The sequence below is a fragment of the Aromatoleum evansii genome (genome assembly GCF_012910805.1).
Classification (GTDB): Bacteria; Pseudomonadota; Gammaproteobacteria; order Burkholderiales; family Rhodocyclaceae; genus Aromatoleum; species Aromatoleum evansii.
Window position 1 is genome coordinate 32,058 of record NZ_WTVK01000045.1, and the last position, 12,901, is coordinate 44,958.

A 12,901-nucleotide genomic window follows, 5' to 3' on the forward strand; every position below is an offset into this window, starting at 1 on the left:
GTCAGGCGCCGGGCAGGCCGCGGCGCACGAGGAAGGCGAAGATGGTGTCGGCCGCGAGCCGCTCGCCGGCGAGCGTGAAATGGCTGGCGTCGGCGAAGTACGCGCGCCCGCCGGGGATGCGTTCGTGCAGGGGCAGCACCGGGACGCCCAGGCGCCGGCCCGCGTCGAGGATCTCGCCGTTGTGGCGGTCGTAGAGGGCGTTGAGCCCCGGCAGGTCGAAGCAGGGGTTGAAATGGCGCGCCTGCGCCGACAGGCGCATCTGCTCCTCGAGCGGCTGCTCGGGGCGATAGGCGCGGGCGTTGGTCGCGAGCACGAGCGGCACGCCGGCCTCGCGCGCCCGCGCGACGAGGCCCTCCAGCCGCGCGCGATAGGGCTGCAGGTCGACCGCGGCGGGGTCGAGCAGCGTCTGCCGGCTCGGTGAGCCGGCGCGCAGGAACGCGGTGTGGCGCCGCACGGCCTCGACGCTGAGCAACCAGCCGGGCAGGGTCAGCAGCGGCAGGCCCTGGCGCGTGGTGGCCGGCGCCGCGGCGCGACAGTAGTCGGCGAAGTCGTTGAAGCCGGGATAGACGATGACGAGGTCAGGCTGCAGCGGCAGCACGACCTTCTCCAGCATGCGCAGCTGGTCGGCGAGTCGGTAGCCGGAGATGCCGGCATTCACGACCTCGATCGCGCGCTGCGGATGGTGCGCCCGCAGCCGTTCGGCGAGCAGGGCCGGGAAGGTCGCGTCGTTGCTCCGCGTGAGTTCGCCCATCACCGTCGAGGCGCCGACGACGGCGACGCGCAGGCTGCCCGGCGCGCGTTGCGGCGCGAGCTCGGGGCTGCGCAGGCCGAGGCTGTTGGTCCGGATCTCGACGTCCTGACCGGGGAACACGCGGTTCGGGCGCAGCAGCTTGAGCCCGGTGCGCTCGTCCTCGACGTAGCGCGTCTCGCCGCGCAGCGCGTTGAACACGCTCTGGCCGAAGCGCAGATGCGAGCGGACCTGCAGCGCGGTCTCGACGGCGACGAAGACGAGGGCGGCGGAGACGACGATCGTCGCGATGCGCCGGCCCGCTCCGGCTGTGCGATTCATCGCGCCCAGGCCGCGCGGCAGCGCCACGCCCGCAGCATGAAGAGCGGATTGCCGATGACGTAGCGGTGGAACAGGCGGCGCGGTTCGCGCACGAGGCGGTAGGCCCATTCCATGCCCACCCGCCGCACCCAGCGCGGCGCGCGCTCGACCTTGCCGCCGAGGAAGTCGATGACCGCGCCGCCGCACACGATCAGCGGGGCGCCGCCGGCGGTCGCGCGCACGAGGCGGGCGACCGTTTCCTGCTTGGGCATGCCCATGCCGAGCACGATCAGCTCGGGGCGCGTGCGCCGTACCGCGTCGCAATAGTGCGCGGGCGCATGGAAGCCGTTCTCGGACGAGACCACCTCGACACCGAACTCGGCCTCGCAGCGCGCGGCCGCTGCGGCGAGCCACTTGTCCGAGGTCCCCCACAGCGCCACGCGCCGGCCGCGATAGGCTTCGAGCAGGCGCGGGATGAAATCGGTGCCGTTCATGTTGAGGCCGGGATCGCCGTCGAGCATGCGGAACAGCATCGCCATGCCCGAGCCGTCGCGCAGCAGCACGTCGGCATCGCACAGCGCCTTGTAGAACTCGAAATCGCCGACGGCGGAATTCATCGCGTGGGCATTGACGAAGGCGAGCATGCGCGGCTGCCGGCCGGCGGCGAGTTCCTCGACGAGCCTTGCCGCGTCGTCGTCGCTGGGAATGGTCAGGAGATGGCGCAGGACCTGGGTCCAGCGCGCCTGCAATACGGTGGGCGGATTCATGAGGCATCCCTGCGGGAGCGTACCCAGTCGACCTGGCGGCGGACGAGGAAACGCAGGTAGAGGGGGATCTTCGACAGCGCGTACAGCGGCGCGCGGACGAGATCGGCGAAGGAGACGATGTCGCGCCCGCAGGCGGCCCAGGCCAGCAACACGGCCGTCGCAAGCAGCGCGCAGGCGAGCGTGGCCAGCGCGAAGGGCAGGACCGGCCCGGCGGCCGCGGCCAGCACGCCGGTGAGCGCGAACGCGGCCACGACGGCCAACGTCAGCAGCGCGAGCGGCGGCACGCACAGGTCGAGGACCAGCGCGGCAAGCCGCAGGTTGCGGCGAGTGAGCGCCAGGCGCAGCAGGCGCGGCGCGTCGGCGACGATCATCGCGAGGTGGCCGTGCTCCCAGCGCGTGCGCTGCGTGCGCGCGCCCTCGTCCGAGCACGGGAAGTCGCTGCCCACCCGCGCTTCCGGGCAGAAAAGCGGCGCATGACCGGCCGCGGTCAGCTCCAGCCCGAGCTTGAGGTCCTCGACGATGTGGCCGCTCGCTAGCTCGGCGTCGCGCAGCGTCGCCCACGGGAAGACCATGCCCGAGCCCATCAGCTGGCACGGCAGGCCCAGCCGCGCATAGCCGAGCGGGCGCAGGCGGTTCTTCACCGCCCAGGCAAACTCGGCGATGCGCAGCTTGAGACCGGCGCCGGCCGGCGCATGCATCAGGTACAGCGCCTGCACCGGGCGCCCGCTCGCGCCGCAGCTGCGCGCGAGGCGGTCGAGCGCGCCGTCGGCGAGGCGACAGTCGGCATCGACGATCGCCACCGCCTGCGGCGGTGCCGCCTCCAGGAAACGCATGCCGAAATCGAGCGCATAGCCCTTGCCGCGGCGCTGCGGATCCTGGCGCACGATGACCTCGGCGCCGGCCTCGCGGGCGAGCAAGGCGGTGTCGTCGCTGCAGTTGTCGGCGATGACCACAAGCCGGTCGCCGTCGCCGAGCTGGGCGCGGATGTTGCGGACCGTCGCGACGATACCGAGCGCCTCGTCATGCGCCGGCACCAGCACCGCGACGCGCGGACGCGCGGACGCCCGAACCGATCGGGACCGGCGCCGCGGCAGCGCGGCGAGGACCTGCACGAACAGCACGACCACCGGCACGAGCAGCAGCGCGGGGACGATCGCAAGGACGGTCGCGAGGAGCGCGGACAGGATGCTCACCGGGCCCCCCTCCCTGCCGCACAGGCCCCGTGGAAGTAGTCCCCGAGCTTTGCCGCCTCGCGGTCGACGTCGTGGCGCTCGAGCACGCGCCGACGCCCGGCCTCGCCCATGCGCTCGAGCTCCGCGGCCGGCGTCGCCAGCACCGTTTCCAGCACCGCGGCGAGCGCCTCGACCGACCCGGCGGGGAAGAGCCAGCCGTTCTCCTGCGGGCGCACCAGTTCGGGAATTCCCGCGACGTAAGTCGTCGCCACCGGACGGCGCAGCGCCAGCGCTTCCATGATCACCACCGGCAGGCCTTCGGCGAAACTCGGCAGCACCAGCGCGCGCGCGGCGAGGATCTCGTCGCGCACCTGCTCGCTGCTGATCCAGCCGGTGATGCGGACCTGCCGCTGCAGGCCGTGGCGGGCGACGAGGCGCTCGACCTCGCCACGCAGTTCGCCGTCACCGGCGAACACCATCTCGAAATCGACCTTCTTCTCCGCCAGCCGCGCCAGCGCCTCGACCAGCAGCAGCTGGCCCTTCTGCTCGCACAGGCGGCCGACGCATACGAGGCGCGGCGCGGCCGGCAGCGGCGTCGGCGGCACGGCGTGGAAGGCGGGCTCCAGCCCGCAGTGCACGATCTTCACGCGCTCCCAGTCGCGGTGCGCGGCCCAGCGGAAGAGCTGGCTGCGGCCGAAGGAGCTGATCGCGACGACGAAGGCCGAGCGCCGGATCTTCTCGCCGGTGCCGAGGAAACCCGGCTTGTCGAACTCGTCCGGTCCATGCACGGTGAAGCTGTAGGGCAGGCCGGCGAGCGTCTCGATCAGCATCGCGACCTCGGCCGGATTGGTGCCGAAATGGGCATGTACATGGTGTGCACCGAACTCGCGCAGGGCCGGCAAGGCGCGGCAGGCCTCGGCGAGATAGACGAGGTGGTAGGGCCACGGCCGGTCGGCGCGGCGCCCCATGCGCAGCGCGAGGCGCAGTGCGGCGAGGAAGCGGCCGGGCTCGCGCAGCGCGGCCTGCGCGACCGCCTTCGCCAACGCCCCCAGGCCGTCCTGCAGCAGGTAGGTGGTGCGCGCCTGCTCGGCGCGGTCCTCGGCATCAACCAGCTCCGCATCCCAACCGCGCACGGCGATGCGCAGCACGTCGAAGCCCTGCCGTTCCAGCGCGAGGATCTCGCGACGGATGAAGCTGTGGCTCACCTTCGGATACTGGTTGATCAGGTAGGCGATCCTCAACGTCCACCCTCCAAGATCAGCTCATCGTCTTCCACGTCTTCCCTCCTGTGTTCCATGCCGGGGAGCGGCACCGCGCATTCCCTGACGATGCGTGCCGGCGCGCCCACCGCGGTCGCGCCGTCGGGCACGTCGCACAGCACCACCGACAGCGCGCCGATGCGCGCGCCCGTGCCGATGCGCACACCGCCCAGCACCTGCGCATAGGCGCCGAACTCGACGTCGTCACCGATCACCGGCGCCGGGCCACCCTCGTGGCGATTGCCGATCGTCACGCCCTGGCGCAGCGTGCAGTTGCGCCCGATCACCGCGTCGGGATGCACGAACACGCCGCCGAAGTGCCAGATGCGCAGCCCGCCGCCGATCCGCGCGGCCTTGGGCAGGCTGATGCCCACCGCGGTCTCGACGAGCCGGAAGGCGAGCCAGTAGACGGCCGTCAGCAGGCGCTTCGCGAGCCCGTCCGGCCGCGCATCGACGCGACGGCCGAAGCGATACACGGCGACCGCCCAGATCGACTGCTCCTTCAGGAAAGGCCGACGCACACCGTAGCGGCGCCGGTCCGCGGCCCAGTCGCGATCCCGCCGTGCGCGCCATCCGGCACGGGCGGCGACTTCCTGCTGCACGCTCATCCGCCCGTCCTCAACAGTTCGCCGCGCACCGTCGAACCGGTGCCGACCCCGCTGATCACCGTCACCACCGGCGTCACTGCACCGGTCGGCCAGACGAAGTCGGCGACCTCGTCGTTGTTCAATTCCTTGCTGTCGAACAGCGTCGCGCCGCTGGCCTTGTCGCGCAGCTGCAGGCGCAGGCGCGCCCCGCCGGTCGCGATCGCGCGCAGGCGGTAGCCCTGGCCGGCGACGGGAAGCGCCCATGCGACCGGATGCAGGCTGCGGCCGCTGCTGTTCACCATCACCGTCGCGCTCGCCGTCGGCGGGAACACGACCGCCTGCTCCCAGGTTTCGAAGCTGCCCGATACGGTGCCGCCCGTGCGCGCCCACGGCCCGCGCATCGACAGCAGGTTGAGGTTGCGCTCCGGCTCGACCGACCTGTCGTCGCCATCGACCCAGCCATCGACCGCGACGACCTGCCGCAGCCCCTGGCGGATGCGTTCGAGATCCGCGGCGGCGACGGTGTTCCAGCCGCCGCGATGCAGGTTGAAGCCCGACCCGTTCTCGACGTAGATCACGTAGGGCGTGCCGCGATTGCGGTCGACGACGTAGGCGCCGTAGGTCTTCAGCGTCTCGGCGACCTTGCGCACGGCCGTGGTCTTGATGCTGTCCAGGTCGAACGCGGGCGGCAGCATCACCAGCGCGCCTTCCGGGATCTGGCCGGTATTGGTCGTCGCTGCGTCGCGGTCGGCCGAAGTCGCCGGGAAGACGTAGGTCGGGTTCGCCGACAGGGCGTTGTAGGTCAGCGACATCGCCAGCGCATGGCGGTACAGCGGCCGGCCGTCGTCGATCTCGTGCTTGCGCACCAGGCCGCCGGAGGTCGGCACCGCGGCCGCCCGCGCGCCCTGGAAGTAATGCGCCGGATCGCCCCAGCCGCGGCCGTCGAGGCGCGTCCACGCGTACTGCGCGGCCATCCACTGGCCCTCCGACTGGCGCAGCTTGTAGAAGGAATGGATGACGCCGGCGAGCGGATCGACGATGTCGGCGTGGCCATCCGCAGCGCTGGCCGGAATCACGCCGGCGGGCCAGCGCGGGATCGCCACCGTGCGATGGACGCCCGCATCGGGGTCCCACACGCCCTTGCTGTTCGGCAGCCCGACCACGGTCACCGGCGGATCCTCGCTGCCCGCGAGGAACACGCCGGTCGACCACGCGCCTTCGGCGATCGACGGGTAATAGTCCGACTTCGGGATCACGAATTCGCCGAACGTCGGGTTCACGGGCCGGCTGTTCCACGGCGAAGTGGCCGCGAACGGCGTCTCGTAGCTGCCCCACACCGTGCCGTTCTGCGCCGCCGCACCGGCGCATGCGAGTGTCAGCCCGCAGGCCGCCAGACGCGCGATGATATTCGTCATGTTGTCCCTCCTTGCGTCGGTCTCGCAGCCGCAACCGGCGCCGTCCGGCTCAGCGCGACCGCGCACGCGGCGCCGAGCACGATCCACACGTACCAGTTGAAGGCGAGATAGGCGAGGACGTTGTCCGACGCGGAAATGATCAGGTACTCGATGAGCAGTGCGATCGCGACGAAGGCGCCGAGGCGGTCGACCACAGCCATGCGCCGCAGCATCGAGAACAGGCGTGCGAACAGCCACGCGAAGGCCGCAAGGCCCAGCGCGCCGAGTTCGAACAGGATCTGCACGTAGATGTTGTGCGCGCCGAAATTCACGCCGCCCGAATAGGGGAAGAAGACCGGCGCAAAATGCTTGAACGCACCCAGGCCGTAGCCGAGCGGCAGGTTTTCCGGGCGGATCCAGCGCAGGCCGTACTCCCAGATCTGCAGGCGCCAGGCGAAGGAATTGAGCTTCGCGTACTGCACGACTTCGTTGCCGCTACCCAGGTCCAGCACCCGCTCGCGCACGCCCGGCACCAGCAGCGCGAGCGCCGGTGCTAGCAGCAGGTAGACGAGGTAGCGCCGCTCGAACAGCAGCGTGTACAGCGCGAAAATCGCGAAGCACGCAACCCATGCGCTGCGCGTCTGCGTGAGCAGCAGCAGGCCCAGCAGCAGCGGCACGTAGGCCGTCAGCAGCGTGCGGCGCAGCGGCGTCAGCGCGATCGCCGGGCTCTTCAGCGCGTACAGCGACAGCAGCAGCACCAGCGTCAGGTAGAACGCGAAGATGTTCGGATGGCTGAAGGTGCTCTTCAGCCGGAAGGCCTGCAGGCCGCCCGCGAGCCCGTGCAGCGCCAGCTCTCCCAGCCCGTACGCGGCCGGCAGCAGCGAGGACAGCAGCACCAGCTTCACGCACACCTTGAAGTCGCCCTCGCCCCTCACGAAGTAAAAGGCGCTGACGAAGACCGCGAAGTAGGACAGCAGGCCGAGGTAGCTCCGCACCGCATCGCCGAGGTTCGGCGCCATCCCCACTCCGATCAGCGCGGCGATCAGGAAGGCCGCCCAGGGCGCGGCGACGCGCGTGGGAAATCGCTCCGGCCGCGCGGCGACCAGCAGCACCGCGATCAGGATCACGAAGGCATTCACCAACCCGCCGAAGCCGATCGCGAGGCCGCCGATCTCCACGCGCGTGGTCTCGAACACCAGGTCGCCCGCAGCGCGCAACAGCAGCACCAGCGCGAGCAGCACGAGGCGGTCATACAGGAACAGGATCGCGAGCACCAGCAGGGCCGGCAGCGCCAGCAGCCGCACGGCGCTGCCGGACATCGCCTGCGCGTACAGCGGCAGCGCCAGTCCCACCGCCAGCGCGACGAGCAGCGCGCCGCCGGTCAGCACGGCAGGAGGGGGCGACTGCATCGAGTGTCCCACGTCAGTACCCGAAGCGCCCCGTCATGCGCCGCTTGGCGGCACGCGCCAGCGCCACGCCGCACTGCAGCGCGCTGCCCGGGTGGCGCGTCGTCGCGAGCATGCGGCGACCGAGCCGCAGCACGTCCTCGAACGACCCTGCGCCCGCGAACACGTCGAGGTAGCCCCGCAGCGCCTGCGCCGCCCGGTCGCGCGGCAGGCGCGCGTAGTCGTCGGCAAACTTGTCAAGCATGCGCCGATGGCCCTGGATCAGGGACGCGGGATTCGACGAGATGCGATGCTTGTCTGCGCCGTTGTGGAAGTACGAGACGAGGTAATCCTCGACGCAGCAGATCTTCGTCACCCGGCTCAGGCGGATCGACAGGTCCCAGTCCTGGCAGCTCCTGAGATCCTCATCGAGCCCGCCGACGCACTCGAACACGTCGCGCCGCACGACGATGCTGGAGAAGGTGCCGACATGGTTCGCGACCAGCAGTGCATCCGCGACGCTGCCGTCGAGGCTGTGGTCCGAGCGCGACACCTCGCCGCCGTCGCGGTCGCGCCCGATGAACCAGGTGTAGGCGACGCCGTACTCCGGCCCGCGCTCGCCCAGCAGCGCGATCTGCCGCTCGAGCTTGCGCGGCGCCCAGCCGTCATCGCTGTCGAGGAAGGCGATGAAGTCACCCCGCGCAACGCGCACGCCGGTGTTGCGCGCTGCCGCCCCGCCGCGGTTGCGCTCGTGCGCGACATAGCGAATGCGCGCATCGCCGATCGCGGCAACGCGCTCGCGCGTGTCGTCGGTCGAGGCGTCGTCCACGACGACGATCTCGAAGTCCTCCAGCGTCTGCCCCAGCACGCTGGCGATGCACGCGCCGAGCGCGTGGCCACGGTTGTAGGACGGGATCACCACGCTCACGAGCGGCGCGGGCGCGCGGCGCAGGCACTGCTGCGCGGCGACGATCCCGGGGTCATCGGTCAGGCGGCTCATGTCTCAATCCCCGTTCATCACGGAACCCGCCAGGCCCACGCCCGACTCGCGCAGTCGCTCCGCGTAGCGGCGCACGGCCGCCATGCGGCTCGTATTGCGCCGGGCCACCATCAGCGCCGCGCGTGCGCGCGCCGCGACCATCACGCCATCGGCGCAGCGCTCGCCCGCGGCGGTGTCCAGGATCACTACGTCGAAAGCCGCCGAGTACTGCTGCAGCAGCTGCCCCAGCATCGGGCGCGACAGCAGCTCCTGCGGGTTCGGCGGCACCACGCCGGCCTGCAGCACCGCGAGCGAACGCAGGCCGGGCACCGGTCGCAGCGCATCGGGCGCGGGGCGGCCGAGCAGCAGGGTGGAGAGTCCGCTGCCGGTGTCGAGGCCGAACAGGGTGTGCAGCGAAGGCCGGCGCAGGTCGGCGTCGATCACCAGCGTGCGCAGCCCGAGCTGCGAGAAGACTACGCCGAGGTTCGCCGCCATCCACGAACGCCCCGCGCCGCGATCCGCGCTCACCACCGCCAGCAGCTTGCGCCCCGCGGACGGGTCGAACCAGCGCAGCATCAGCTGGCTGCGCAGCGCACGCAGCGCCTCGACCTGCGCCGAGAACGGGTTGAACGCCGCGATCACGCGGGGCGACACCTTGCTCTCGCCCGCCTGCAGGCAGGGGTAGTCGAACTGCCGCGCCATCGCGTAGCGGATGTCGGTCTCGCTCGCGAGGCCCAGCTTCACGGCAGCCTCGCCGAAGCGCAGGCCCTTGTCGCGCTGCAGGCGCACGATGCGCTCGTTCTCGTCGGCACGCAGGCGGCCCGCCGCCATCAGGATCGCGCCGATCGAATGTTCGCCCTTCGGATCGAGGGCGCCGCTCAGGGGTGCATTCATGGGATCAATAGACTCCGGCAGTTCGACTCGACACGCGCGCCCGGGAGACCCGGTCGCCCCACCGGCTGCCCGGCACGCTGCCGAGCACCGGCACGCCGGGCAGCCCGGCGAGGTCGTCCTCGCCGCGCACCCGCCGGTCGATCAGTTCGATCAGGAGCGCGCTGCCCACGCCCAGCACTACGCCGACCACCAGCGCCAGCGCCAGCATGACCAGCAGGCGCGGGCCGGACGGCCACATCGGCGTCGCCGCGGGCGTCAGCACCGCCACGTTCACCTGCTGCGCCTGACTCTCCAGGCTCGTCGCGGAGAGGCGCTGCGCCACCTGGTCGTAGGCCTTCTGCGCGCCCTCGACATCGCGCTGCAGCACCGAGATCTGGTCGCGATGCTGCTGCAGCTGCAGCACACGCGCCTTCTGCGCCTGCACCGCCGCTGCCACCTCCGCCTCGCGCGCCGCGCTCATGCGGCTCGACGAGCCCAGCGACGCGGCGACGCGCTGCGTCTCGGCGCCGATACGCTGCAGCAGCGAAGCGATCACCGCAGCGAGCTTGCCCACCTCGGGGTGGTTGGGCCCCAGCCGGCCGAGCATCTGCTCGCGCTCGGCCTCGCGCCGCGCGAGCTCGGCCTTCAGGTTGGCGATCAGCGGGTTCTGCGTGACTTCCGGCAGGGACTCGGCCGCACCGGCCTGGCTGTAGCGCGACCGGCTCTCCGCGCGCTGCCCCTGCACCTGCACGAGCTGGCTCGACAGCTCCGCGAGCCGCGCCGTCTCGACGTCCAGCCGTCCGTCCGCGGACACGATGCCGTGCTTCTGCTGGTAGTCCGACAGGCGCTTCTGCGCCGCCTCCAGTTCCTCGCGCAGGCCCTGCGTGCGCTCGTCGAACCACTGCGCGTACTGCCGCGCCGGCTCCACGCGCAGCTCCAGCGCCGTCTCCATGTAAGCTTTGGCGAAGGTGTTGGCGATCATCGCGGCGAATTCCGGCTGCGATGCCGTATAGCGGACGCGGATCACGTTGCTCTCGCGCGCGGGCTTCACCTCCAGACGCGAGCGCAGCACCGCGCCGATCCAGGCGCGGAGCTCGCCCGTCCCCCCCGTCGCTTCCTGCCACTGCTCGCGGAACTGCGGCATGCGCTCCAGCCCCGCCAGCTCCACGACGCGCAGCGCGACGCGCTCCGAGCCGATGATGTCGACCTGGGTCGCGATGTGGCTCGCCATCAGCTGCGACGGCATCATGCCGCCCGCGATCGGATCGGCCGACTTCGCGTCGATGACCAGCGCCGTCTCGGCCGAGTACTTCTGAGGCAGCACGACGCTCACCGCGAAGGCCGCCGCCATGACGACCACCACCACCGCGCACACCAGCCACAAGCGCGCACGCAGGATGCGCAGGAATTGTCCGAGATTCATGATCGGCCCCGCCTCAGAAGAGGCTCTCCTTCACGTAGATGATGTCGTCCGGCCGCAGGCGGTCCTCCAGCGTGGGCTCGATCACCGCGACCTTGCCGTCCGCACCGCGCCGATGGATGCGCAGCCCGCGCACCGTGCCGCGCAGCGTCGGCCCGCCGCCCGTCGCCAGCGCCTGCATCACCGTCATGTTGCGTTCCAGGCGAAAGGCGCCCGGCTTCTGCACCTCGCCGTAGATGTAGAACACGTCCGCACGCCGCACGAAGATCACGTCGCCGGGCGACAGCATCATGTTCGCGTCGCCATCGCCACGCTGGAACAGCGCCGGCAGGTCCAGCTCCTGCCGGATGGGCTGGCCGTCGCGCGTACCGACCAGCACGATCACGTCGTCACCGCCCGTCGCGATTCCGCCTGCGTTCGCGAGCATGTCGGTCACGCGCACGTTGAAGGTGTCGAGCGGATAGCGGCCCGGCTTGTTCACATGCCCCAGCACAGCCACCTGGTTGCCGCGGATCTGCACCGGCAGCACCGTCACCTGCGGCTGCAGCACGAAGCCGCCCGTCCGCAGACGCTCCGCAATGAGCGCCTCGGCCGCCGACACCGTGAGTCCGCCCAGCGGAATGCTGCCGATCAGCGGGAAGGTCAGCGCCCCCGTCTCCGACACCCGCCCTTCGGTCGTGAGGTCGGGGTTCTGGAACACGCTGATGCGCACGATGTCGCCCGGCCCCAGCACGTACTCGCGCGCGTCCGCCCCGACCGGCGCGGCGACCGCCGCCGGTGCAGGCGGCGGCACCTGGGCCACCGCCCACGCCGACGCGCACGCCAGGCAGATCTGCAGCGAAATCCCGAAAACATCTCGAATCGTTGTCGACAACAGCATGAATCTCTCCCTCGATCATCGCGGCACGGACGCGCGGGGCGGCTCCGCAGGGGCGACCGCATTCGGGGTCGCGGCCGCGGGCGCATACTCGATGCGCGCGCCATCGCGCAGGCGCTCGACCTCCGCCTTGGCCAGCGCCGTCTTGCGTTCATTCACCAGATAGCGTTCGATCATCGGGCGCGCGGTCGCCAGATCCACCGGCTGCTCGCGCGACGTGACGAGATGGACCAGCAGCGCGCCGCTTCCGGTCCGGCTCAGCGCCATCTGCCCGTCCTTCATGCGCGCAAAGCCCTTCAGGCTCTCGAGCGGCAGCTGCTCGGCCGGCTTCACCGCGGTGGTGACGCGGAACTCGATCCGTTCGCGCGCAAGCCAGTCCTTCACCTCGTCCACGCCCGCCGCCTTCGCGCTCACGCGCTCGAGCTCGTCGAAGCGCTCTACCGGCACGCGGATCTCCAGCTCCTGCAGGCTGTAGATGCGCCGGCGCGCGAACAGCTCGGGATGGGCCGCATGGAAGGCCGAGATCTCCGCATCGCCCGGCGGCGGGATCTGTTCCGTCACCTGCTCCAGATAGGCCCGTGCAAGGATCTCCCGCTGCGCCGCCTCGAAGGACTGCAGCACGCGCGGGTCGCGATCGAGCCTGCGTTCGCGCGCCTGCTGCACCATCAGCTCCTGGTCGATCAGGCGCTCTAGCGCTCCTGTCTCGGTCGCCCCCTGCGACGCCGCGCGGGCCGCGACCGAATTCAATTCATTGGCCTGGATTTCCTGCTCATTCACTTTCGCAACCACGTCGAACGCCGGCTTTCCTTCCGCCTCGCCCTTGCTGCAGGCATTGAGGAGGAAGACGGCCAGAAGTACGGCAGGAATTGCGCCAGGAAATGGGCCGGAGAATGGGCCAGAAAATGCGCCGCGTTCAAGCGAAGACATCGATCTACCCGATTGATGATTTGAATCAGAATATGTAAAGCCGCGGTCGGCAATTGCGCGGCGCACTGCCCCGCGCAATTGCGCACATCGGATCTACTGGAATAGGGCGGAATTACGGATGCGCGGCATTGCAGATAGCCGCTGGCGCGCAATCAGGGCAAACAGTGCGAGTCCCGCCAGCAGCAGCGAATCGACCCCGCCCTCCCCGTCATC

General features: G+C 70.8%; 12 protein-coding genes. All 12 read right to left on the reverse strand.

Features of this window, described 5'->3' with window-relative positions:
• Position 1: 1 nt before the first annotated feature.
• Genes GO615_RS20150 through GO615_RS20205 form a run of 12 tightly spaced genes read right to left on the reverse strand, consistent with a single transcriptional unit; the run spans position 2 to position 12,688 of the window.
• A complete protein-coding gene (locus GO615_RS20150) occupies positions 2-1,069 on the reverse strand; it encodes an SGNH/GDSL hydrolase family protein (protein ID WP_169131359.1) in 1,068 nt (355 codons plus the stop codon).
• Complete coding sequence (locus GO615_RS20155) at positions 1,066-1,815, reverse strand: WecB/TagA/CpsF family glycosyltransferase (RefSeq protein ID WP_169131361.1); 750 nt, start codon at positions 1,813-1,815, stop codon at positions 1,066-1,068. The genes GO615_RS20150 and GO615_RS20155 overlap by 4 nt, the downstream gene beginning before the upstream one ends.
• Positions 1,812-3,008, reverse strand: coding sequence for a glycosyltransferase family 2 protein (locus tag GO615_RS20160; protein ID WP_339380090.1), 1,197 nt, complete (start codon positions 3,006-3,008; stop codon positions 1,812-1,814). Before GO615_RS20160 ends, GO615_RS20155 begins: the two co-directional genes overlap by 4 nt.
• Entirely contained in the window at positions 3,005-4,228 is a 1,224-nt protein-coding gene (locus tag GO615_RS20165) for a glycosyltransferase (RefSeq protein WP_169131363.1), read from the reverse strand. The genes GO615_RS20160 and GO615_RS20165 overlap by 4 nt, the downstream gene beginning before the upstream one ends.
• Positions 4,225-4,854 carry a serine O-acetyltransferase gene (locus GO615_RS20170; protein WP_169131365.1) on the reverse strand — a complete coding sequence of 210 codons (630 nt, stop codon included), beginning with the start codon at positions 4,852-4,854 and terminating at the stop codon, positions 4,225-4,227. Before GO615_RS20170 ends, GO615_RS20165 begins: the two co-directional genes overlap by 4 nt.
• On the reverse strand, positions 4,851-6,248 hold the full coding sequence (locus GO615_RS20175) for an Atrophin-1 multi-domain protein (RefSeq protein ID WP_246262385.1): 1,398 nt from the start codon (positions 6,246-6,248) through the stop codon (positions 4,851-4,853). The genes GO615_RS20170 and GO615_RS20175 overlap by 4 nt, the downstream gene beginning before the upstream one ends.
• Entirely contained in the window at positions 6,245-7,636 is a 1,392-nt protein-coding gene (locus GO615_RS20180) for an O-antigen ligase family protein (protein WP_211167249.1), read from the reverse strand. The genes GO615_RS20175 and GO615_RS20180 overlap by 4 nt, the downstream gene beginning before the upstream one ends.
• A gap of 13 nt (positions 7,637-7,649) precedes the next feature.
• Positions 7,650-8,612 carry a glycosyltransferase family 2 protein gene (locus tag GO615_RS20185; protein WP_169131369.1) on the reverse strand — a complete coding sequence of 321 codons (963 nt, stop codon included), beginning with the start codon at positions 8,610-8,612 and terminating at the stop codon, positions 7,650-7,652.
• A gap of 3 nt (positions 8,613-8,615) precedes the next feature.
• On the reverse strand, positions 8,616-9,485 hold the full coding sequence (gene epsG, locus GO615_RS20190) for a chain length determinant protein tyrosine kinase EpsG (protein WP_169131371.1): 870 nt from the start codon (positions 9,483-9,485) through the stop codon (positions 8,616-8,618).
• Positions 9,486-9,489: 4 nt separating this feature from the next.
• Positions 9,490-10,887 (reverse strand): chain length determinant protein EpsF, encoded by a 1,398-nt coding sequence (epsF, locus tag GO615_RS20195; protein WP_169131373.1) that lies wholly within the window; start codon positions 10,885-10,887, stop codon positions 9,490-9,492.
• Positions 10,888-10,900: 13 nt separating this feature from the next.
• Positions 10,901-11,764: a polysaccharide export protein EpsE gene (epsE, locus tag GO615_RS20200; RefSeq protein WP_211167250.1), complete on the reverse strand. Its 864-nt coding sequence runs from the start codon at positions 11,762-11,764 to the stop codon at positions 10,901-10,903.
• A 15-nt stretch (positions 11,765-11,779) separates the two neighbouring features.
• Positions 11,780-12,688: an EpsD family peptidyl-prolyl cis-trans isomerase gene (locus GO615_RS20205; protein WP_169131375.1), complete on the reverse strand. Its 909-nt coding sequence runs from the start codon at positions 12,686-12,688 to the stop codon at positions 11,780-11,782.
• Positions 12,689-12,901 lie beyond the last annotated feature (213 nt).